Origin of the sequence: Streptomyces sp. NPDC006458 (assembly GCF_040612135.1) — a bacterium.
In the GTDB taxonomy this organism is placed as follows: Bacteria; Actinomycetota; Actinomycetes; order Streptomycetales; family Streptomycetaceae; genus Streptomyces.
This window is the reverse complement of record NZ_JBEXPR010000006.1, coordinates 1-22372: the sequence shown is the minus strand read 5'-3', so window position 1 is coordinate 22372 and position 22372 is coordinate 1. Positions and strand designations below refer to the sequence as shown.

At 71.5% G+C, this 22372-nt stretch carries 19 protein-coding genes, 1 tRNA gene and 1 pseudogene; 11 read left to right on the top strand and 10 right to left on the bottom strand.

The annotated features are described in order from the left end of the window. The first annotated feature begins 281 nt into the window (after positions 1-281). The 7 genes from ABZZ79_RS09795 (at position 282) to ABZZ79_RS09765 (ending at position 8232) form a co-directional block, all read left to right on the top strand. Positions 282-1136, top strand: coding sequence for a response regulator transcription factor (locus ABZZ79_RS09795; RefSeq protein ID WP_356688340.1), 855 nt, complete (start codon positions 282-284; stop codon positions 1134-1136). A gap of 451 nt (positions 1137-1587) precedes the next feature. Next, on the top strand, positions 1588-2439 hold the full coding sequence (locus ABZZ79_RS09790) for a hypothetical protein (protein ID WP_356688338.1): 852 nt from the start codon (positions 1588-1590) through the stop codon (positions 2437-2439). Continuing rightward, positions 2439-4259 carry an asparagine synthase (glutamine-hydrolyzing) gene (gene asnB, locus ABZZ79_RS09785; RefSeq protein WP_356688336.1) on the top strand — a complete coding sequence of 607 codons (1821 nt, stop codon included), beginning with the start codon at positions 2439-2441 and terminating at the stop codon, positions 4257-4259. The genes ABZZ79_RS09790 and asnB overlap by 1 nt, the downstream gene beginning before the upstream one ends. Further along, entirely contained in the window at positions 4256-4921 is a 666-nt protein-coding gene (locus ABZZ79_RS09780; protein ID WP_356688334.1) for a flavin reductase family protein, read from the top strand. The genes asnB and ABZZ79_RS09780 overlap by 4 nt, the downstream gene beginning before the upstream one ends. After that, entirely contained in the window at positions 4918-6426 is a 1509-nt protein-coding gene (locus tag ABZZ79_RS09775) for a 4-hydroxyphenylacetate 3-hydroxylase N-terminal domain-containing protein (protein WP_356688332.1), read from the top strand. Before ABZZ79_RS09780 ends, ABZZ79_RS09775 begins: the two co-directional genes overlap by 4 nt. Further along, positions 6423-7283, top strand: a complete 861-nt coding sequence (locus ABZZ79_RS09770) for a class I SAM-dependent methyltransferase (protein WP_356688330.1) — start codon at positions 6423-6425, stop codon at positions 7281-7283. The genes ABZZ79_RS09775 and ABZZ79_RS09770 overlap by 4 nt, the downstream gene beginning before the upstream one ends. Positions 7284-7356: 73 nt before the next feature. Next, positions 7357-8232, top strand: coding sequence for a helix-turn-helix transcriptional regulator (locus tag ABZZ79_RS09765; RefSeq protein WP_356688328.1), 876 nt, complete (start codon positions 7357-7359; stop codon positions 8230-8232). 49 nt (positions 8233-8281) lie between these two features. Here the strand turns inward: ABZZ79_RS09765 and ABZZ79_RS09760 are convergent, their stop codons facing one another. Next, positions 8282-9544 (bottom strand): MFS transporter, encoded by a 1263-nt coding sequence (locus tag ABZZ79_RS09760; protein ID WP_356688326.1) that lies wholly within the window; start codon positions 9542-9544, stop codon positions 8282-8284. Between the two features lie 246 nt (positions 9545-9790). Beyond that, positions 9791-12055: an MMPL family transporter gene (locus ABZZ79_RS09755; RefSeq protein ID WP_356688324.1), complete on the bottom strand. Its 2265-nt coding sequence runs from the start codon at positions 12053-12055 to the stop codon at positions 9791-9793. A 176-nt stretch (positions 12056-12231) separates the two neighbouring features. Here ABZZ79_RS09755 and ABZZ79_RS09750 point away from each other — a divergent pair, with 176 nt between their 5' ends. After that, entirely contained in the window at positions 12232-13008 is a 777-nt protein-coding gene (locus ABZZ79_RS09750; protein WP_356688322.1) for a GNAT family N-acyltransferase, read from the top strand. On the opposite strand, the gene ABZZ79_RS09745 is transcribed toward ABZZ79_RS09750, so the two are convergent. The 6 genes from ABZZ79_RS09745 to ABZZ79_RS09720 all read right to left on the bottom strand — a co-directional run bounded on the left by ABZZ79_RS09745 (position 12982) and on the right by ABZZ79_RS09720 (position 17770). After that, positions 12982-13923 carry a cyclopropane-fatty-acyl-phospholipid synthase family protein gene (locus ABZZ79_RS09745; protein ID WP_356688320.1) on the bottom strand — a complete coding sequence of 314 codons (942 nt, stop codon included), beginning with the start codon at positions 13921-13923 and terminating at the stop codon, positions 12982-12984. The two genes, ABZZ79_RS09750 and ABZZ79_RS09745, sit on opposite strands and share 27 nt — an antisense overlap. Then, positions 13920-14852 carry an acyl-ACP desaturase gene (locus tag ABZZ79_RS09740; protein WP_356688318.1) on the bottom strand — a complete coding sequence of 311 codons (933 nt, stop codon included), beginning with the start codon at positions 14850-14852 and terminating at the stop codon, positions 13920-13922. The genes ABZZ79_RS09745 and ABZZ79_RS09740 overlap by 4 nt, the downstream gene beginning before the upstream one ends. A 160-nt stretch (positions 14853-15012) precedes the next feature. Continuing rightward, the gene (locus ABZZ79_RS09735) at positions 15013-16236 is read right to left on the bottom strand and encodes a beta-ketoacyl-[acyl-carrier-protein] synthase family protein (protein ID WP_356688316.1); all 1224 of its coding nucleotides are present in this window, start codon (positions 16234-16236) and stop codon (positions 15013-15015) included. Continuing rightward, the gene (locus ABZZ79_RS09730) at positions 16233-16781 is read right to left on the bottom strand and encodes an acyl carrier protein (protein ID WP_356688314.1); all 549 of its coding nucleotides are present in this window, start codon (positions 16779-16781) and stop codon (positions 16233-16235) included. The genes ABZZ79_RS09735 and ABZZ79_RS09730 overlap by 4 nt, the downstream gene beginning before the upstream one ends. Positions 16782-16980: 199 nt before the next feature. Next, positions 16981-17054 (bottom strand) — tRNA-Pro (locus ABZZ79_RS09725). Between the two features lie 77 nt (positions 17055-17131). Next, the gene (locus ABZZ79_RS09720) at positions 17132-17770 is read right to left on the bottom strand and encodes an SRPBCC family protein (protein WP_356688312.1); all 639 of its coding nucleotides are present in this window, start codon (positions 17768-17770) and stop codon (positions 17132-17134) included. Positions 17771-18024: 254 nt separating this feature from the next. Here ABZZ79_RS09720 and ABZZ79_RS09715 point away from each other — a divergent pair, with 254 nt between their 5' ends. The 3 genes and pseudogenes from ABZZ79_RS09715 to ABZZ79_RS09705 form a co-directional block, all read left to right on the top strand. Continuing rightward, complete coding sequence (locus ABZZ79_RS09715; RefSeq protein WP_356688310.1) at positions 18025-18369, top strand: cupin domain-containing protein; 345 nt, start codon at positions 18025-18027, stop codon at positions 18367-18369. A 127-nt stretch (positions 18370-18496) separates the two neighbouring features. Then, entirely contained in the window at positions 18497-19657 is a 1161-nt protein-coding gene (locus ABZZ79_RS09710) for a Gfo/Idh/MocA family oxidoreductase (protein WP_356688641.1), read from the top strand. 382 nt (positions 19658-20039) lie between these two features. After that, a pseudogene (locus ABZZ79_RS09705) lies at positions 20040-20438 on the top strand (porin PorA family protein); the annotation flags it as partial. Here the strand turns inward: ABZZ79_RS09705 and ABZZ79_RS09700 are convergent. After that, complete coding sequence (locus ABZZ79_RS09700; RefSeq protein ID WP_356688308.1) at positions 20431-21303, bottom strand: ATP-binding cassette domain-containing protein; 873 nt, start codon at positions 21301-21303, stop codon at positions 20431-20433. The pseudogene ABZZ79_RS09705 and the gene ABZZ79_RS09700 sit on opposite strands and share 8 nt — an antisense overlap. 8 nt (positions 21304-21311) lie before the next feature. After that, a complete protein-coding gene (locus ABZZ79_RS09695) occupies positions 21312-22370 on the bottom strand; it encodes an ABC transporter permease (RefSeq protein WP_356688306.1) in 1059 nt (352 codons plus the stop codon). Positions 22371-22372 lie beyond the last annotated feature (2 nt).

Genomic DNA, 22372 nt, shown 5'->3' with positions numbered 1-22372 from the left:
CGCATGTGGTCCGGTCCTTGTTGACCCCCGTCGAACGGCCGAATTACGCTGCTCGCATGGTCAAACGGCGAACCGACTTCACCCTGGTCGGTATCGGCGGCTCGTGGCACCGCAGGTGCTTCGACGAGTCCTGTCGTCCGTGTGCCGGGCGCTGACCCGACGGCTCCGTCCGTCCGCGCCCCTCTCCCTGCTCCAGGCCGATCCGCCACCGCCGAGGGGACACACATGAAGCCGTACCGCCGTTCTGACGCCATCTCCCTTGCTCTGTCAGGGAGTTCGTCGTGACCACGCTGACCATCGCGCCCGCGCCCGCGCCCGACGATCCGAGGGCGCTGCACGCCGAGATCGACAACCCGCTCGACATGATCGCCGGCCACCAGTTGCTGGCCGAGTCGGAGGAACGGCCCGGCGGGCGGCCACCGGTGGCCGTCTGCGACTGCGGCCATGCCACCTGCGCGGGGCCGCGGGCCCACCGCCAGGCGCCCGTCGTCCGGGTCTTCCTCGCCCAGCGCCACCCGGTGGCCAGCGCCGGACTGCGCAGTGTCCTGAACGCAGACCCGGGCCTCACGGTCGTCGGCAGCTCCGCGGACCCGCTGCGGCTGCCCGAGGCGCTGCGCCGGATCCAGCCCGACGTGGTGCTGCTCGGCCGCGGCGGGACGCTCGCGGAGGACCTGGCGCTGGTGGCTTGGCTGCGTGCCGCCGATGTGGCGCCCCAGGCGCGGGTGCTGCTGCTGCGCCGGGCGGAGAGCACCGCCGAGGCGAGTCGCATGCTGCTGGCGGGTGCGAGCGGCTGCTTCCCGCTCGACCTGGCCGAGGACCGGATCATCCGCGCGGTCTCCGTGGCCGGTGCCGGCGGTTCGGTGTTCCTGCCCGCTCCCCCGCCGGCCCGTGTGCAGGCGGCGAGCCTGGCCGGGGAGGCCGCCGAGCCCCTGCCGCAGCACTGCGGGCTCACCGACCGGGAACGCCAGGTCCTCGCGCAGCTCGCCCGCGGGCTGAGCAACGCCGAGATCGGGCGCGAACTGGCGCTGGCCGAGGCCACGGTGAAGAAGCACCTGACGAACGCCATGCGCAAGATCGGCCAGTCGGACCGGCTGCGGGCCGCGCTGTACGCGCACCGCCACGGCCTGGCGGGCTGAGCCGCCGACCCTCGACGGGCGGGCACCGTGAGGTGCCCGCCCGTCGGCGTCCTCGGGGAGCGCCCACGGTCGCCCGCGTCGGTCCAGGGCCGGCAGACGGCAAGCGGCAGGCCGCAGGGCCGCAGACGGCCAGACGGCAGACCGCAGACCGCAGACCGCAGACGCAAGGCCGCAAGCCGCAGAGCCGCAGAGCCTCAAGGCCTCAAGGCCTCAAGGCCTCAAGGCCGGAATACGCCGGACAGGCGGCCCCCGAGCCACTCGGCGTCAGCCGAAAGCACCTCGTCCCTCACCACATCAACGCCCCCAGGGGCGACCTTCGGAGCAGTCCCCGGGCCCCGATGGTCGCCGTCGGCGCAGCCTTTCGGGGCTTCTGACCTGCCCGGCCCGCTTCATAGCGTTGCCGTACAACAGGACCCCACCGGTCCGCTCCCCACCGCGAAGGAGATCCGAGATGAGCGATGCGCCCGCAGCAGGCATCGCACGCGACGGTTCCGACGGGGTTCCGGCGACCACCGCGGACGACAGCCTCGGCGCCCGGGAGACCGGGCGTCCCGTCACCGCCGTACTGGACGGCCCGCGCACGCCCGGTGCGCCCGAGCCGCAGACAGCCGAGCGGCTGCGCAACACCTACCGCGGCATGCCGGACGCCGAGCGGTCGAGCCTTTGGAGGCAGCGACTGCACGAGGCGGAGTCCGGGCTGACCCGGCTGCTGGCCGCACGGAACAACAACACGCACCTCGTGGACTGGTTCGCGCTCCAGTCGGAGATCTTCGCCGATCTGCCGGACGCCGAGACCGGCACCTCCGTGGCCTGGCAGCGGGTCTTCTTCCGCGGCCAGGCCCTGATGGAGCGCTTCCTCGTCGCCCGGTTCGGCGAACAGGCGCTCGCCGGCTGGGCGGCGGCCATCGGCGAGGTCCACCGCGAGGTGGAGCCCGACCGCGGCCGGGGCGCCGCCGACCCCGTGCACCGCATCGCCCGCCAGGCGGAACTGTACGGATCGGACTACGAGTTCGACGACGACCCCGACACCGGGGAGGCCGACCGCGCGGCGTTGACCATCACCCACTGCGCGATCTGGGACTACCGGGAGAAGGCCCGGCGCTCCGGCGTCCGCATCACCCTCGCCTCGCCCTGCACATACTGCGTCAAGGCCCTGTCCGCGAACATCCGCGCCAAGGGTTTCGAGCCGTCGCACAGCCTGCGCACCGGGCCCACCGGACACGGCTGCCGCTGGGAGGCGTCCGCCTGTGCGGGCACCCCCGCCGAGCAGGACCGTTCCGCCGACCTTTCCGGGGAGCAGTGATGTGCGGCGTCACCGGATGGCTCGACTGGGCGGCCGACCTGCGGACCCAGGGCTCCACCGTGGAGAAGATGACCGAGACCCTCGCCTGCCGCGGCCCCGACGCCGCCGGCATCCGGCTCACCCGGCACGCGGCACTCGGCCACCGTCGTCTCTCCGTCATCGACCTCGACGGCGGCGCCCAGCCCCTGGAGGCGGACAGGACGGTACTCACCTACAACGGGGAGCTGTACAACCACACGGACCTCAGGCGTGAACTGGAGGCCCTCGGCCACACCTTCCGCACCCGCTCCGACACGGAGGTCGTGCTCCGCTCCCATCTCCAGTGGGGCGCCGAGGCACCCCGCCGCTTCAACGGCATCTTCGCCTACGCCCTGTGGGACGAGCGCGCGCAGGAACTGCTCCTGGTCCGCGACCACCTGGGCATCAAGCCGCTGTACTGGCACGCGCACGCCACGGGCGTCCTCTTCGGCTCGGAGCCGAAATCCGTGCTCGCCCATCCGGAGTTCCGCGCCGAACTGGACGCCGAGGGCATCGCCGAACTGTTCGCGCTGCCCGCCGCACCCACCGCCGGGCACGGCCTGTTCCGGGGGCTGCGCGAGGTGCGTCCCGGCCATCTGGTGCGGGTACGGCGGTCCGTGACCCGGGAGACCCGGTACTGGCAGCCGGTCTCCCGGCCGCACACCGACGACCCGGCCACGACCCGGCGGACCGTGCGCGAGCTGCTCGCCGACGCCGTCGAGCGCCAGCTGATGAGCGACGTGCCGCTGTGCACCCTGCTGTCCGGGGGTGTCGACTCCAGCGCGATCACGGCGCTCGCGGCCCTGGCCCGGGAACGGGCCGGGCAGGGCAAGGTCAGCAGCTTCTCGGTGGACTTCCCCGGCAGCGCCGACCGGGCGCCCGACGACTGGCGCACCGGCGCCGACGCCCCCTTCGTCCGGGCGGCCGCCGAGCACATCGGCACCCTGCACACCACGGTCGTCATCCCCGACGACGACCTCCTCGACGCCCGGGAGGCCGTGTTGCGCGCCCGGGACCGGCCGGGCTGGGGCGAGATGGACGCCTCGCTGCACCTGCTGTTCCGCGAGGTGCGCCGGCGTTCGACGGTCGCCCTGTCCGGGGAGGCCGCCGACGAGGTCTTCGGCGGATACCCCTACTTCCACGACCCCGCCGCCCGCGCCGCGGACACCTTCCCCTGGCTGCACGGCCGTACGACCCCGGCCGCGCTGCTGCGTCCGGAGGTGCGGGCCGTGGTCCGGCCCGAGGAGTACACCGCCGAGCAGTACCGCGGCACGCTGGCGCAGGTGCCCGCGCTGCCCGGCGAGAGCGGCACCGACCGCCGGATGCGTGAGCTGTTCCATCTCGCGCTCACCCGCTGGCTGCCGCCGCTGCTGGAACGCGTCGACCGGATCAGCATGTCGGTCGGCCTGGAGGTGCGCGTGCCGTTCTGCGACCACCGCCTCGTGGAGTACGCCTGGAACGTGCCCTGGGCCCTCAAGGCACCGGACGGCAGGCCCAAGGGGCTGCTGCGCGACGCCGTGCGCGACCTGCTGCCGACGCAGGTCGCCGACCGGCCCAAGAGCGGTTACCCGTCGACACCCGCCGTGCGCTACACACAGGTCCTCACCGAGCGCGCCCGTGAACTGCTCGCCGACCCGGCGGCCCCGGTCTTCGACCTGGTCGACCGGGAGACCGTACGCCGGGCCCTGAAGGAGGGCCGCCCGCTGCCCAGTCCGCGCACCGCGCCCAACCCGGTGGGCGGACTGGACCACCTGGTGCAGGTCGACGAATGGCTGCGCGCCTACCGGGTGGGGCTGCGATGAGCGCCCCACGCACCGCCGGCCCGGCCCGCGCCGCGGCCGGGCCCCCCGACGGGCTGGTCGAGGCGAGCACGGACGCCGTCCGGCGCGGGGGGACAGCCGCGGACTCGCCCCGGCGCGGCGAGACGGGCGCGCCCCTGCCCCGGAACGGTGAGGCGGGCACGGACGCCTTCCGCCTCGCCGCCCGCCGCTGGACCACCGGGGTCGCCCTGCTCACCGCCCGGCACGGGGACGAGGTCTTCGCCAAGACCGTGTCGTCCCTGTGCACCCTCTCCCTCGACCCGCTCCTGGTCAGCGTCGCGGTCAGCGCCCGCAGCCCGCTGACCGCCGCGATCCGCGCCGACGGCCGCTACGCCGTGTCCGTGCTGGCCCGCCATCAGGAGCCGGTCGCCCGGCACTTCGCGGCACCGGGCGCCGGGCGCGCCCTCGGGCTGTTCACCGCCGCGCCGATGCTCCACCGGGCCACCGGGGCGCCGGTCCTGGAGGACTGTCTGGCCTGGTTCGACTGCCGGCTGCACACCGTGCTGCCCGGCGGCGACCACGCCGTCCTCGTCGGACGGGTCGCCGCCGCCGACGCGGTGCCCGGCGAGCCGCTGATCTACCACCACGGCGAGTACCGCTCACTCGCCGGACTGCCCACACCCTCGACGGGAGCCCGCACATGACCCTGCTGGACACCTCGGCCGCCACCGCCCGGGGGCTGCTCACCGGCGACCGGTATCGAGCGGAGCTCGACGACGGCCGTGAGCTGTACCTCGACGGGGAGCGGGTGTCGGACCCGGCCGGCCACCCCGCGTTCCGTCCCGCGGCCGACGCCCTCGCGGACCTGCTCGACCTCCAGCACGCCCCCGAGCACCGGGAACTGCTCACGTACGAGGACCCCGACAGCGGCCTGCGCCTGGCCCGCGCCTACCAGCCGCCGCGCACACTCGAGGAACTGCGTCTCCAGCGCCGCAGCGCGGAGTTCTGGCATGCGAACGCCTTCGGGCAGCACGGCCGTTCGCCGTCCTTCATGGCCTCGATCGCCGTCGGTGTCTACGACTTCCGCCACCAGCTGGACCGGTCCCGGCCTGGCTTCGGCGCCAACGCGGAGGCCTGGTACCGGTACTGCGCGTCGAACGACCTCGTGCTCTCGCACGCGCTGGGCGATCCGCAGATCGACCGCTCCGCCGACCCGGTGGACGACCCGGACCTGGCGCTGCGGGTGCTGGCCGAGAACGACCGGGGCATCGTCGTGCGCGGCGCCAAGCAGCTCACCACGCTCGCTCCCCTCGCCCACGAGGTGCTCGTCTATCTGTCGGCCTCGTTCACCCAGCGGCGCGGCGAGCAGTTCGTCGTCTGGTTCGCGCTGCCGCTGAACACGCCCGGCCTGGTGACCCTGTGCCGGGAGCCGCTGGGCGCCGAACCGTGGGGGCACGCCCACCCGTTGGGGGCGCGCTACGACGAGCAGGACGCCATGCTCTTCTTCGACGACGTCCTCGTCCCGTGGGACCGGGTCTTCCTGCTGAAGGACGCGCCCCTGGCCCGCACCGGGCTGGCCCGGATCAACGCGTGGTCGGCGTACATCGCGCACGTCCGCTACCGGGAACGGCTGCGCACCCTGCTGGCCACCGCCACCCTGGTCGCCGAGAGCATCGGTGTCGACGGCTTCCGCAACATCCAGGAGGACCTCGGCCGGCTCGCCTCGTACACCGAGCTGACGGAACTCTTCCTCGACGCGGCCGAGGCCCGTGCCACCGTCACCGACGGCGGGCTGCTCGCCCCCGGTGACACGGCCGCGAGCCGGGTCTGGTCGGCCGAGGTCGCCGACGGCGCGGTGGACGTACTGCGCCGGATCGGGGCGTCGGGGCTGCTGATGCAGCCCACCGAGAAGGATCTCGCGCATCCCCGGCTGCGCCCCCTGCTCGACCGCTACATGCGCGGGCGCGGCATCGACGCCGAGCGCAAGTCCCGCCTGCTGCGGCTCGCCTGGGAGCTGACCGGCGACGGCTTCGGCCAGCGCCAGCACCTCTACGAGCTCGTCCACCGCGGCGACCTGGCCCGCAACCGGATCAACCTGTTCAAACGGTACGACCAGAGCGAAGTACGGCGGCGCCTGGAGGAGTTCATCGCCGTGCCGCAGCCCGGCCGTCCCACCACCCCGGCATCCACCGTTGAGGAGCAGTCGTGACCCTGTCCGACATCGAGGCCCAGGCCCGCACCCTGGGCGGATACGACGACGCCAGCCGGCTGCGTCAGGTGCACGACCGCGACTGGGTGCTCGACCGGGTGCCCGGCGAGCCCGGCGTACTGGTCGATCTCGGCAGCGGGATAGGCCAGTTGCTCCAGGAGGCGCTGGAGCGCCACCCCTCGCTGCGGCTGGCCGTCGGGCTGGAGCGCTCGGAGCACCGGATCGCCGAGGCGGGCGAACGGCTGCGCCCGTACGGCGACCGGGTGGTGCTGCGGCAGGCCGATCTGACCGCGCCGGCGGCGCTGCCGTACCGGGCCGACGTGGTGACGATGACGTCGGTGCTGCACTGGCTGTACCCGGTGGAGCACCGGGTGCTGGCCTGGGTGCGGGACCATCTCGCGCCGGGCGGCAGCTTCCTGCTGACGACGTATCACCCGGCGCGGGACGAGCACGGGCTCGGCGGCGAGGACGACATCGTGCGGGAGGCCCTGACGGCGCTCGGCGTCGCGCGGGAGTCGGTACCGGCGCTGCTGGCCGGCCACGAGGTGCTGCCCATCGCGACCCGGACCCGCTCCGAGAGCGAACTCGCCGAACTGCTGTCCGAGTTCTTCACGATCGACGACTGGTGGGAGCGGGAGGCGGTGGTCACCGTGCGGGACGCGGCACAGTACGAGCACTTCCACGCGGCGACCTTCGGCGACTACTACGCCTCCGTGCTGGAGCCCGAGAAGCGGGCGGAGTTCTTCGCCGCCGTCGGCCGGGCCGCCTGGGAGCGGCAGTCACGGCAGGGGCGGGTCAGCGCGATGCCGGTACGGCTGTGGCGGCTCGGCGCACGCGAACGACGCGGCCTAGGCTGAACCCCACGGGTCCGGATGCCCTCCCGGGACTCCGGCCCGACCGCGGAACCGAACCGAACGAGGAGCCGTCAGCATGTCCACTCCCACCCCCGGCCCCAGCCAGGAGCTGGGGGCCTTCCTGCGCGCCCACCGTGAGCTGCTCAAGCCCGTCGACGTGGGGCTCACGGCGACGCCGCGGCGACGCACGCCCGGCCTGCGCCGGGAGGAGGTCGCCTCGCTGTCCGGTGTCGGGCTCGCCTGGTACACCTGGCTGGAGCAGGGCCGGGTGACCGCCAGCAGGCAGGTGCTGACGTCGGTGGCCAGGGCGCTGCGGCTGGACGCGGCCGGGCTGCGGCACGCGATGCGGCTGGCCGGCTACCACGAACCGGTGGCGTCCGGCGCCGAGTCGGCGGGGCTGGCCGCGACCGTCCGGCCGATCCTCGACTCCTGGCCGGCCAGTCCGGCGGTGCTGCTGGACCGGCACTTCGACCTGCTCGCCTGGAACACGGCGTGGAGCGCCCTGTGGGGCAGCCCCGAGTCGGTGCCGGGCGACCGGCGCAACCTGATGTGGCTGATGGTGGCCGACCCGCGGCTGCGGACGGTGCTGCTCGACTGGGAGCCGCTGGCGATGAACATCTTCCAGCACTTCCGCGCCCAGGCCGGTCCCGCCCTGGCCGACGGGCGCACGGGTGAGCTCTACGACCGGCTGGAGGAGGACGCGCCGGAGCTCCGCCACTGGTGGGGGTGCCACTCGGTGGCGGAGCTGACGGCCCGTACGGTGACGGTACGGCCCCCGGGGTCGGCCCCGATGACGCTGTCGCTGTCGTCCTTCCACCCGGTGGACGACCCCTCCGCCCTCATCCTGCTGTTCACGCCGTCGACCGAGCGGGACCGCGAGCGGATGACGGGGCTGTGCGCGCGGCCGCTGCGGGCGGTGGACCCGGAGGCGGACGCGCGCGCGGCGGGCTGAGCGCGGGGGCCCGGCCCTGACGTCCGTACGCCCGTCCGGCTCCCGGACGTCAGGGTCGGGCCGTCTCCTCGGCCGCCCGGCCCGGCACGGGGGCCGCCGTGTCGCCCTGGCGTCTCCCGTCCCGTCGCATCCCGGCGCTCACGGCCAGTGCCGCGAGCGCCGAGACCAGGGCGAGGCCCGACCCGATCAGGAGCGTGCCGGTCGCCGCGTCGTCGAAGGCGCCGACGGCCCAGGCACCGAGTCCGGTTCCGGCGTACATCGTCGAGGTCAGCCACGCGCTGGAGGTGGCCCGCAGATCGGGGGCGGCGGTACCCGCGAGGGTCTGCTGGTCGATGACGAATCCGCCGCTCGCCACGAACCAGACGGTCACACCGAGCAGCGCGAGCACCAGGCCAGGACCCACGGCGGACAGCGCGACACCCACGGCGAGGAGCAGCCCCCACACCGGCAGCAGCGGCAGGTGGTCGCGGCCCGCGGCCCGCGCCCGGTCGCCCAGCCGGCCGCCGGCCAGCGATCCGGCCACGCTGCCCGCGCCGACCAGGACACCGACGAGGCCGAGCGCGGAGACCGACAGATCGAACCGGTCGACGAGCACCACGCCGAGGAACGTGTAGGCGCCCAGGTTGGCCGCGTGGAAGGCGGTGTTGACGGCGAGGGCCCGGCGCAGGGCGGGGTGGCGCCACGCGGCGAGCACGGCGACGAAGGCGCCCTGGTTCCGTGCCGCGGCCTCGGGCGCGGGGCGGCCGGTCACCTGGCGCAGGAGCAGGGGCACGGCCGCTGCGGTGGCGACGGCGAGGGCGAGGAACGCCGAGCGCCAGCCCGCCGCCCCGGCCAGCAGCCCGCCGAGCGGCACGCCGACGACCTGGCCGCAGGAGAACAGGGCCATGCCCAGGGCGAGCGCCCGGCCGCGCACCCGGTCGGGGGCGGTCTCGGCGATGTGCGCCCAGATCGCCGGTCCGGCCGCGGCGGCGGCGAGGCCGGCCAGGGCCCGCGAGACGATCAGCAGGGCGAGCCCGTCCGCCGCGGCGGCCGCCGCGTTGGCGAGCAGGAACAGCGCGGTGCCGGCGAGAAGGGTGCGCCGCCTGCCGACGCGGTCGCTGAGCAGTCCCAGGAAGGGCGCCGCGACCGCGTAGACGAGGACGTACGCGGTGACGCTGTGGGCGGCCGCGGACTCGGACACGTCGATGTCGTCCGCGATGGTGGGCAGCAGCGGGGAGACCAGGAATGTCTCGGTGCCGAACAGGAACAGCAGCAGGAGGACACCCGCGTACCGCCACCGGTCGAACGCGGCCTGCCGTGCGCTCGAACTCACGAGGGATCACTGCCTTTCACGAGGCTGGGGGGCGTGGGAGCGCAGGGCCCCGGCGCGCTCGGACCGCCCTGCCCGGCCATCGTTTCCGCAGGCCTCCCGCACAGCCAGACAGGCGTTCGTCCTGATACCCGCACTCACAGCCTGAGGCCGCCCCTGGTCCGCCCGGCCCTCGACCGTCCCCGGAGAATCCCGCCCCGCCCCGGACACGGCCGGCGAGGGCCGTCGGTTCCCGTCCCAAGCCTCTTGTCAGCGCAGGTTGTCGGGGAAGCTCCACTCCTGCATCGCATCACTGTCGGGTCTGATCCGGTAGCGGATGTGGCGCAACCAGTCCGGCAGCCACCAGTTCGCCCGTCCCGCCAGCTGCATGGCAGCCGGCACCAGCAACGCGCGGACCAGCGTCGCGTCCAGGAGGACGGTCAACGCCAGACCGGTACCCAGCAGCTTCAGCGAGGTGACGCGGGACATGGCCAGCGCGCTCATCGTCGTCACCACCACCAAGGAGGAGGCGCTGATGAGACGTCCGGTACAGGCCATGCCATGAACGATCGATGAGCGGCTGTCCCCTGTCGCCCTGTACTGCTCCTTGATGCGCGCCAGCAGGAATACTTCATAGTCCACGGACAGGCCGAGGGCGATGCAGACCATCAGCAGGAGCATGCTGATCTCAAGTTGCCCGGTGACCGTGAAGCCCGTCATACCCGCATTCCCCTCCTGGAAGACGGGAACCATGCAGCCGACACCGGCGCTCAGGCTGAGCGCGGCAAGGGCGACCGTCTTGAAGGAAACGAACAGCCCGCCCGTGAAGGACAGGACCACAAGCAGCGCGCTGGCTCCGGCCAGGAGCGCGGCAAGAGGAACACGCCGGGACAGTTCCGTCTTCGTGTCCGCTGTGCGGGCAGTGGTTCCTCCGACCATCCGCGGCGTAAAGGCGGGCAGGGCGCGAATCTGGTCCAACAGGCGCTCGGATGCCGGCGGTTGCGAACCCGGCGGCATGCGTACGTCCAGGAGCAACGCGCCCTCACCGGCGAACCGCTGAAGTGCCGGATTCGGCGGGGTGACTCGGCTGCCGCCACGATAGGAGCCGGTGATGGTGTCCACCCGGGCGACGCCGTCGACCGATGACAGCCGACGAGCGTAGCGGTCTACGTTCGCAGTGACGCCCGCAGCGCGGGGATCTGCCACGCTCAGCACAATGGGCAGTTCGGCCCCGGCTGCGTCCGGGAATTCGGTGCGCACACGCTCACCGGTCTTTCGCACCTGCGTGGATTCGGGAAGGACGCGCTCGTCGGCAATACCGAACTGGGCTTTGCTCAAAGGCATCGCGCAGCCCAGCAGGAGCACTGCTGCCGAAGCGCCGAGCAGAACAGGACGCCTCGTGGCCGCGTTTCCCAGCCACGCCCACACTCTGCTGTACCCAGGGACGGTCGAGATCTCCTGTGGCGTGTCCGAGCCCTTTCTCCCGCGGAGCGGCAGCGTTCCTCGCACCCGATCGAAAAGCCGCCGATCAAACCGTGCCGCAGGAAGCAAACTGAATCGCAACAGTACTGGATAGACGAGGACCGTGGTCAATGCGGCGAAAGTCACCACAGCGATACCACCGGCTGCCAATGAACGCAGAAACGGCACTGGAAAGATCAGCAATGTCACCAGGCAGGCAATGACCGTGGCGGCGGAGAAGAGCACGGCGCGCCCAGCCGAACGGACCGCGAGAACGACGGCTTCCGCCACCCCTTCCCCGAGAGCCATCTCCTCCCGGCAACGCATCATGACCAGGAGGCCATAATCCACCGAGAGGCCGAATCCCAGGGCCGCTGTTACATTCACGGCAAACACAGAGACAGGCATGACAAAAGTCAGCCCGTTCAGCACTGCCAGCGTCGCCGAGACGGAGACGACCCCGATCACCATCGGCAACAGCGCCAAGGCGACCGAGCGCAGGGCCACCATCAGGATGAGCAGCACAAAAGGAGCGGCAGCCAGCTCCGCAGTGCGTAGATCTTCTCGGCTCAGCCGGACTGCTTCCGCATTGCTCCATACTGGTCCGGCCGCGGCTACGGTGACTTCCCCGTGATTCCCCACCAGACCCGGAACAATTCTCTGCGCCGTCTTGACGGCTTGCGCCCCTTTTCCGATCAGCTCGACACCGATCAGGGCGTTCCGCTCGTCTGCGGACAGCAGAGCGGGGCTTGCCGTGTCCCAATAGCTCCACACCTGCGCCACCCCGGGCTGACCGGCCACGGAACGGGCAAGCGCGCGGCCGGCGACAGCCGCATCCCCGTATTTCATCGAGGTTCGGCCGGATACCAAGAAGATCAGGTCGGCGGAGGGCTCGTCGAACTGTTCCTCAATCACATGGTCAGCCCGATCGGACTCGGTCCCGGTGGCGGTGAATCCAGACGGAGTCAATCGACTAAAGCCGCCGATCGTCACCGGAAGCAGTGCCAGCCCCAGCACGGCGACCATTGCGAGAATCCTGCACGGATGTCCGAGAATCCACTTCGCCGTGAGCATGGGGGCAACTGTATAACGAGTTCTCTCTGCTTCCGGGCCGACGAGCCGCCGCCCCCTCACCATTTCGGGCCACAGGAACCGCGCGTCTGCCGGGCAAGCCCTGGGATATACGGTAAACAGGGCGCATCGAGGCACGCACCCGCAATCTCAAAGCCCCCTCACACACAAGGACAATCATGAGTACATCCGCCGCCGTCGATTGCAAAAAAGCAGGAGAACAGCGCTACACGGCCTCTGTCGCTCGTGACGAAAATACGATTCTCGAAGCCCAGCAGCTGCGCCACCGGATCTTCAATGAAGAACTCAAATCCTGGTATCACTCGGAGCAGGGCCGCGAGATGGACGGATTCGACCGGCATTGCGACCATCTCGTCATTCGCCGCACGGACACCGGTGAAATGGTCGGCATGTACCGCCTCCTCCCGCCCGAAGGCGCCGCGCGGACGGGGGGACTGGCCTCGGAGGCCCTGTTCGACCTGAGTCCGCATCGCGCCTTGAGGCCGGCGCTCGTCGAACTCACCCGAGGGTGCGTTCACCCCGACCACCGCACCGGCCCTGTGATCACCATGCTGTGGGCGGGAATCATCCGCTACATGACCCGCAGCGGCCACGCCTGGCTCTCAGGGCGTATGACTCTTCCCCTCGACGACGGGGGTGGCGCCCTGGCCGCAACCTGTTGGGACCACGTGGTGGCCGGCGGTCATCTGGGCCCCGACCGCTATCGCGTACGCCCCCACACCCTCTGGAATCCCGCATCGGCCGACCGCGACCCCGGCCTTCGCATTCCCCCCAAATTCCGTGGATACCTGCTTGCCGGCGCATGGGTGTGCAGCGAGTTCGCATACGATCCGCAACACAATGAGGCCAGTCTTTACCTCTTGCTCTCCCTCGAGAACATCAACCCGCACCGGCGGAAGGTCCTCCTGTCACTCGGGGAGAGCCTGACGCCCTGAAGTCCCTCCGGGACCTCGACGTGCCGGCCAGCGACGCAACGTGATGCGGTACAGCGTGGAGGCCTGGCGCATGAAGACGATCTGGCTGGCTCGGAGGTAGGTGCGATACCGCCGGTAGTTGTCGGGGCCGACGAGCAGTTGAGCCTGTTCCCGGGCCTGGAACAGGCGGGTGGACCAGCCCTGCAGAGTGCGTGCGTAGTCCGCACCGTCCTCGCGCAGCCTGCTGATCGCGAAGTACGGCTCACACGCGGTGGCGATCTCGGACAATCGCGGCAGTGCCGATCCGGGGAAGACGGCGCGTGCGAAGAATTCGGGTACCGACTCGTCGTGGTCCGTGTCGTCGGTGAGCGCGATGGTCTGGAGACTGAGCCGGCCCAGCGGCGGCAGCCATCCAGCGCAACGCGCGAAGAAGGCACGGTAGGCCCCGATCCGTTCGTCACGGGACATGGTCTGATCGGCGAAGTGCTCGAACGCTCCGATCGAAACGATGCCGTCGTACACGTCCTCCGGCTCGTGGTCGCGCCAGTCCTGGACCTGGACGTCCGCCCCGGTCAACCCGAGCGAGCGCACATGTGCGTGCTGGTCGGCGCTGAGGGTGAGGCCGACCGCGTGCCTGACACCGGTCTCCTCGGTGGCCATCCGCAGCAGACTGCCCCAGCCGCAACCGATGTCCAGCAGTCGGCTGTCCGCCGTGATGCCCGCCTGGCCGAGGTGGTAGCGGAGCTTGGCGTGCTGTGCCTTCACCAGCAGGTCCGTGCTCCCGGGCGCCCCGGCGATGCCGTCCCACAGGGCGCAGGAATACGTCAGGCCGGGGTCGAGCCAGAGGGCGTAGAAGTCCTTGCCGATGTCGTAGTGCGCCTGAATGTCCTCGGCGGTGGCGCCTGCGCGATGACGCTGGTCGGTCCGGGTGTTCACGGGCCGCCTCTCTCGTCGTACGAAATGGATGAACCAGGGCTGGGAAGCAGAGCGGCGGGAGCGGCTTCTCTCATCCGGTCGAACAGCCGGTCGGAGCGTTCGGCCTTCGTCTGCAACTCGTCGAGATGGCGGCCGATGCGGTCACGGGCCTGCTCGCCGGCGGAGCCGAGACCCGAGCGGGTCATCACTCCCAGGGCGCGCAGCAGGGGCTGCAGTACATGACGGCGGTGGACGTCGAGGTTGTAGATGCCGACCGCGGCGATCCGCAGGGCGCGATGCTGGAAGCCGGGAATGGTGGTGCCCGGCATGTCGAAGGCGCAGATGACGTCGGCGAGGGCACAGACGGCGCCGTCGGGGTCCGACTCCACTGCTGCGGTGTACAGGTCGCGGTAGAAGATCATGTGGAGGTTCTCGTCGGCGGCGATCCGTGTGGTCAGCTGACGGGCCACGGGATCGGCACAGGCGAGTCCGGTGTTGCGGTGGGCCTCGCGGGTGGCCAGTTCCTGGACGGTGACGTAGGCCAGGCCGTGCAGAAAGGACGCGTGGTCGCTGGTGTAGCCGGTGGACACGTGCCGCATGCGCTGGCGCTCCAGGGCGACGGGGTCCACGGCACGGCGTGCGTGGAGGTAGGCCCGCAACGCGTGGGCGTGGCGGTCTTCCTCGGCCGTCCAGCGGTGCACCCAGGCGCCCCAGGCGCCGTCGCGGCCGAACTGCGTGGCGATCTCGAAGTGGTAGCTCGGCAGGTTGTCCTCGGTCAGCAGGTTGATCGTCAGCGCGTCCGCCACGGCCTTCGGGAGCTCGGACTGATCGGCCTGCCAGGGCGTGCCGTTCAGCGGGCCGTCGAAGTCGGTGGCCTGGCTCCAGGGGATGTAGGCGTGGGGGAACCAGTCCGGTGCGGCGGCCAGATGGCGGTCCAGAAGCCTGGCCACGGTCGGTTCCAGCTCTGTCAGGAGATCGAGGGGAAGGGTCATCACAGACTTTCGGCCCGCCAGCGGGCGGTCGGCATCGGGTCCCGGTCCTCCATCCGCTCCGCGGCCGGACGCGGTTCGGATGCCTCGAGAGCTGGACGTTCCGGGTCACCGGGCGATGTCAGGAGCGCTGGAACACAAGCGCCGCGTTCTGGCCGCCGAAGCCGAAGGAGGTGGAGAGCACTGCCTCCAGACGGGCGGACCGTGGCCGCTTGGTGACGACGTCGAGGTCGATCTCCGGGTCCATCCGGTCGAGGTTGGCGGTGGGCGGGATGAGTCGATGGTGCAGGGAAAGCACCGAGCAGACGGCTTCCACGGCCCCGGCGGCGCCGAGCAGATGCCCCAGGACGCTCTTGACCGCGGTGACAGGTGGCGGGGTGGCGAAGACACGGCGTAGCGCCGTGGCTTCCGCACGGTCGTTCAGCCGTGTGGCGCTGGCGTGGGCGTTGACATGTCCCACATCGCCGGCTGCAAGCTCGGCGCCGGTCAGGGCGGCGTTGACGGCCCGCACCGCGCCGGCACCCTCGGGATGGGGGACCGTGGGGTTGTGGGCGTCGCCCGAAAAGCCGTAGCCGGTGAGCCGGGCGTACTCGCGGGCTCGTCGGGCCCGAGCGTGCTCGACCCTTTCGAGGACGAGAACTCCGGCGCCCTCGGACAGGACGAAGCCATCCCGGTCGGTGTCGAAGGGACGGGACGCGCCGGCCGGGTCATGGACACGGGTGGACAGCGCCCCCATTCTCCAGAACAGCGCCGACGCCAGTCGGTTGCAGCCGGAGTCGGCCCCACCGGCCACCGCCAGGTCGCACGCGCCGGATCGGATCAGCATGCTCGCGATACCGATGGCGGTGGCACCGGACGCGCAGGCGGTACTGACGCCCAGAGTGGGACCCAGCGCCCCGAGCATGGTCCCGACCTCGCCGGCGGCCATGTTCGGCAGACTGCGGGGCAGCGTCGTGGGCGACAGTCCGAGAAGGCGACCCTTCTCCATGGTCTGGCAGACCTTCAGGGTGGTGTCGTGGCTCGTGCCCCCGGTACCGATCACCACCGCGACTCGGCTGCCGTCCCACAGCGCGGAGTCGAGCCCGGCGTCGGTGACGGCTTCCTTGGCCGCTGCGTGAGCGAACTGGATGAATCGGTCAGTGCGCCATGCCAGGCCGGGACCCAGGGCAGCCGCGAGGTCGGTGTCGGCCACCCGGCAGGACATCGTCACCGGCAGCCCGTCCATCGACGGATCGTGGGTGGCCGTGGGGTCGCCGCTGCACAGGCGGTCCCAGGTGGCGCCGACACCGACGCCTCCGGGCGTGACCATTCCGAGTCCGGTGACGGCCACCGCGTGGCGGTTCATCCGTCGTTCTTCGCGGCGGCTTCTGTCGTACACAAGACCTGTTGGACCGCTTGGACGGCCTGGGCGAGGGTGGTGTCGAGGTTCATCTGTTCGAGGAGACTTTCCTGGACATCGACTCCGGTCTGCTCTTCGATCACCACGATCAATTCCATCACGGCGATCGAATCCAGTTCCAACTCCGAGAACCGCGCACTCCCGTCCAATTTCGTCGGATCGATCTGGAAATGCGATTGAAGAAGAGCCTTCAGTCGCTCCTCAGTGAATTCCTCGATGACTTGAGACCCCATGAAAACCCATCGCTTTCGATACTCCCTCCGGGACATCCGGCGGGGGCGCAGCTCACACTTATCACGCCCGCGATCCCCTGACGGAGTCATTTCTAAAACGCGCGCAACCATATTCATTCGTATGCAGTAATTCCCGGGTGCAGGTCTCGCAATTCCCGTGCGTCCCTTGCCCCGATTCCTGGCCTTCTTGAACCAGGGGCGGAGAAGCTGTTCGTCGAGGACCACGGGGTCGACCACCGCGTCCACGGGGTCAGTCATCGCCGTCGCCGTACTCGCCCTGCTCACCGGACCTCGCCGCCAACCGCCAACCGCCGGCTGCCGACTGCCGACTGCAAGGGCGAAGCCCTCGGACTCCACTGGGACGACGTCCAGCTCGACCAAGACATCCGCTGAGCAACGCACGAAAGGCCGCCTTCCCATTTCTGAGAAGACGGCCTCCGACTTGCATGAAGCAAAGTCGGGACGACAGGATTTGAACCTGCGACCCCTTGACCCCCAGTCAAGTGCGCTACCAAGCTGCGCCACGTCCCGGTGTCCCGATCAGCGGGCGAAGCCCGGTGATCGTGCAGGTAAAACCCTACCGCATGGCCGCCACGGGCCCCCGGCGGCTACCCCTGCTCGGCGCCGGTGTAGGCGGCCGCGTTGCGGTCGGCGGCGGCGCGGGCGACGGCCGGGTCCTCGCCGCCGTCGACGTTCGCGGTGTACCAGGACTCGCCGGCCGCGGTGACGAAGGAGAGGCCCTCGGTGGAGCCGAACCAGGCCATCGCCCGCTCCCCGTCTACGGCCTCGCCGGTGGACAGGTGCAGGGTGAGTCCGATCAGGGCCATGTCCCAGCCGACCCCGACCGCGCCGGGGCCGTAGCGGGCCCACTTCTCGTCGTCGGCCTCGAAGAAGTGCTCCAGCTCGAAGCGGCTGCGTCCCTCCCCCTCGGGTGTCAGGCGCAGCTCGATCCAGCTGACGTCGCCGTCGTACTCCCAGGTGGCGAGGAGGCTCTCGGGCGGGTCGCAGCGCTCCACGGTGCCGCCGGCATGGCCCTGCAACTGGTAGTGGCCGCCGACGCGCAGGTCGCCCGTCAGGGGCAGGAACCACTGCGGGAGGCGCTCGGGGCTGGTGCAGGCGTGCCAGAGGTCGTCGAGCGGGACGTCGAAGGTGCGCCCGATGGTGACGCCGCGGGCATCGGCTCCCCGGAACGGACGCCGGCCGACCCTGCGCCGCACGGAGGTGATCTGGTCGGTGACGTCGATCATTCGTCGCTCCTCAAGGGATCGCTCGCCGAGCCGGCGCGACCGCGTCACGGCCGCCACCGTGCACGGCCTGCCCTCGTCCTGCCCTGCCCTGCCCTGCCCTGCCCTGCCCTGCCCTGCCCTCCACGATCGCCCGGACCGCCCGCCCCCGCCACCTCGCCCGTCCGGCCCGACCCGACGGACTGTCCGGTCACCAGCGGCGATACCCCACACTCTGTCGGCGCCCGAGCGCCCCGCCCGCTGGCTAAGGTCGCCCCATGACGCACAGCTTCGCTCTCCACATCCCCGACGCCGAGCTCGAACCCGAGCCGCTCGACCCGGCGCAGATCGTCTCCGGCACGCCCGAGGTGAGTGGGAAGGTGGTCTGGGAGTCGGCGGACGGCAAGCAGATCCGGGGCGTCTGGCAGATCACCCCGGGCGTGGTGACCGACACCGAGGCGGACGAGCTGTTCGTGGTGATCAGCGGCTCGGCGACGGTCGAGGTCGAGGGCGGGCCCACGCTGCGGGTCGGGCCCGGCGACCTCGCCGTGCTGCGCGCGGGCGACCGTACGACGTGGACGGTTCACGAGACGCTGCGCAAGGCGTACGCGATCACCCTCTGAGGCGGGGTGCGCCCGGTCGGCCGGGCGGCACGGATTGACACCTGTGAACACGGGCGCCCAGGGTGGTTCGGGGCTGTTCGCTCCGGTCCGAAGAGGCATCCGGGGACACAGAGGAGAGCTGGCCATGGTGGTGCGCGCGCTCGGTGTCGCGGTCGTCGGATTCGGCTGGATGGGCCGGGTGCACAGCCGGGCGTACGCCCGGCTGCCGCACCACTATCCGCTGCTCGGGCTGCGGCCGGAGCTGGTGACGGTCGTTGATGAGGTGCCGGGGCGGGCCGAGCTGGCGGCCGAGCAGTTCGGGTTCGCCTCGACGACACGGGACTGGCGGGAGGTGGCGGCCGACCCGCGGGTCGAGGCCGTCAGCATCACGGCGCCGAACTTCCTGCACCGGGTGATCGGCACGGCGATGGCCGCGGCGGGCAAGCACATCTGGATCGAGAAGCCGGTCGGCCTGACGGTCGCGGACGCCCGTGCCGTGGCCGACGCGGTCGCCGGGGCGGGTGTGCAGGGCGCGGTCGGCTTCAACTACCGGGGCGCGCCCGCCGTCGAGACGGCCCGCACGCTGATCGCCGCCGGGGAGATCGGCCCGGTCACACATGCCCGCATCCGGCTGTTCAGCGACTACGCCGCCCATCCCGACTCCGCGCTGACCTGGCGGTACGAGCGGGAGCGCGGCGGCAGCGGGGTGCTGGGCGACCTGGCCTCGCACGGCGTCGACCTCGCCCGTCACCTGCTGGGCGACCTGGCCGAACTGACCGCCGACACGGCCGTGTTCGTGCCCGAGCGGCCCCGTCCGACGGCTGCCACGGCCGGCCACGCCCGCGCCCCGGGTGGTGCGCCCGGGCCCGTCGAGAACGAGGACTACGTGAGCTGCCTGGTGCGCTTCGCCTCCGGTGCCCGGGGCGTCCTGGAGGCCTGCCGGGTCTCGGTCGGCGAGCAGAACGCGTACGGCTTCGAGGTGCACGGCACCCGGGGCGCGCTGTTCTGGGACTTCCGCAGGATGAACGAGCTCGGCGTCAGCCGTGGCTCCGGCTACCAGGACCAGCCGGTGAGCACGGTGTACGTCGGCCCAGGCGACGGTGAGTTCGGCGCCTTCCAGCCCGGCGCGGCCAACGCCATGGGCTACGACGATCTGAAGGTCGTCGAGGCGTACCGGTTCCTGCGCTCGATCGACGAGGGCCGGCCCCACGGGGCGACGCTCACGGACGCCGTGCACAGCGCGGCCGCACTGGACGCCATCGAGCGGTCGGTGCGCAGCGGGGCCTGGGTGGGCGTGGAGGTGCCGTAGCCACACCTCGTGCCGAGGCACCCGCACATCGTGGAGGGAGGCCGGTGGCGATACCCGAGCGTGACGGACTGCGACACCGCCGGCCCCCTCCTGCCTCGAATGTGCCACGCCGGAGGTCGCGCCACCTGCCCGGCGCGTCCGTCCGTGCCGTGGTCGCGTCCAGGAGCAGCGGAGCACCGTTCGTGGGCCGGAGCGGGCCCGCCGTGGCCGTTCGCGCAGTTCCCCGCGCCCCTCGAAGAAACCACCGTCGGCCCGTCGTGGTCGTTCGCGCAGTTCCCCGCGCCCCTCCGAAGAAACCACCACCGGCCCGTCGTGGCCGTTCGCGCAGTTCCCCGCGCCCCTTGAGGGGCGTGTCGCTCGGAGCGGTCGGCGTTCGAGGTCTGTTTTGTCACGCGGGTGCGTAGACGCGCCCCAGGTGCTCGCCGAGGAGTGGTACTCCAACCACGGGATCAGGCTGGTCGTCGACCAGGTCACCGGCCGGGTGCTGTCGGCCCGGCTCGGCCCGCGCCAGACGCTGGGCGCGCCGGGGGCCACGAAGGACGCGGTGGTCCTGCTGGACGTACCGGCGCTGACCCACACGACAGCCACGCAGAAGCGGGCGGTGGACAAGGCGAAGCAGGACGGCGCCAGGCTCCGGGCGCTCGGCACGACCGTGCCGGTCGGAGCCGGGGCCGTCGGACTCCTGCTCGCGGTGGCGGGCGCGGCCCTGGTGGTGCGGGGCCGGCGACCGGACGCCCCGGAGCCGGCGGCCGGGACGCCGGTGCCCCAGTTGGTCAGCTAGCGGGGTCGGCGGGCGGCGGCTGCGGGGCGGTAACCTCCTCGGCCTCGGGCAGTTCGGCCACGTCGACGCCGCTGACCTGTGCCAGTTCGTGCTTGAGCGCGGCGAGTTCGGCGCCGCCCGCCATGTGGTTGGTGAGCTCCTCCAGGGTGACCTGGGCGCGGGCGGCGCTGAGTTCGAGGGTGCCGAGGCGCAGCACGCTGAAGTGGTCGCCGACCATGTAGGCGTGGTGGGGGTTGTGGGTGATGAAGATGACGCCGAGTCCGCGGTCGCGGGCGGCGGCGATGTACTTCAGGACCACGCCGGACTGTTTGACGCCGAGGGCGGCAGTGGGCTCGTCGAGGATGAGGACGCGGGCGCCGAAGTGGACGGCGCGGGCGATGGCGACGCACTGGCGCTGGCCGCCGGAGAGGGTGCCGACGGGCTGCTCCAGGTCGTCCAGGACGATGCCCATGGCGCGCAGTTCGGCGTCCGCGGTCCGCTTCATGCGGTCGATGTCGAGACGGCGGAACGGCCAGGGGCCCCGGGTGAGTTCGGAGCCGAGGAAGAAGTTGCGCCAGACCGGCATCAGCGGCACGGTCGCCAGGTCCTGGTAGACCGTGGCGATGCCCCGGTCGAGGGCCTCTCGCGGGGTGGCGAAGCGCACGGGTGCGCCGTCGACGAGGAACTCGCCCTCGGTGTGCCGGTGCAGCCCCGAGACGATCTTGATGAGGGTGGACTTGCCGGCGCCGTTGTCGCCGAGCACACAGGTCACCCGGCCGGGGTGGACCGCGAGGTCGACGCCCTGCAGGGCGCGGATGTTGCCGTACGACTTTCCGGCCCTGCGCAGTTCGACGAGCGGCGGGCCGGGGGCGTGGGTGGTGGTCATCGGGTGGGTCACCTCCGGGTCGCCGCGCGGCTGACCCACAGATTGATCAGGACGGCGCCGAGCAGCATCACGCCGAGGAACGCCTTGAACCAGTCGGGGTTCCAGCCGGCGTAGACGATGCCCTGCTGGACCATGCCGAACATGAAGGCGCCGAAGACCGGGCCGACGGCGGAGCCGTGGCCGCCGGTCAGCAGACAGCCACCGATCACGGCCGCGGCGATGTAGATCAGTTCCTGGCCCACCCCCTCGCCGGACTGCACCGTGCTGAAGGAGAACAGCTGGTGCATGCCGACGATCCAGGCGCCGAGGCCGACCAGCATGAACAGGGAGATCTTGGTGAAGGTCACCGGGACGCCGAGCGCGCGGGCCGACTCCTCGTTCCCGCCGACGGCGAAGACCCAGTTGCCGTACCGGGTGCGCAGCAGCAGCCAGGTCGCCAGGGCGGCGAGGACCAGCCACCACACGACGGTGCTCTTCATCTGGACGCCGCCGACGTCGAAGCCGGCGGCGAAGACCGCCCTGGCCTGGCCGAAGCCGTCCATGTCGCTGATGTCGTCGGTGGCGACGTTGCCGGTGACCCATTTGGTGACGGCGAGGTTGACGCCCTGGAGGATCAGGAAGGTGCCGAGGGTGACGAGGAAGCTCGGCAGACCGGTGCGCACCAGTATCCAGCCGTTGAACAGACCGACGGCGAGCGAGACGGCGAGCGCGAGGAGCACACCGACCCAGACGTTCATGGTCAGTTGGTAGCTGACCATGCTCGCGGTCAGCGCCGAGGTGATGACGGCGACGCCGGAGGAGAGGTCGAACTCGCCGCCGATCATCAGCAGGGCCACCGGCAGCGCCATGATCCCGATGGTGGACGACTGGTAGAGGATGTTCGCCATCGAGTCGCCGTCGCGCACCGCGGGCGCGGCGACGAGGAAGAACACGAACACCGCGACCGCGCCGAGGAGGACGCCCACCTCGGGGCGGGCCAGCAGCCTGCGGGCGAGGGGCCGTCGGACGGTCCGGCCGTCGGCCGCCCCGCCGGGGCCGGGGGCCGGCGGGGCGGCGTAGTCCCGCATGG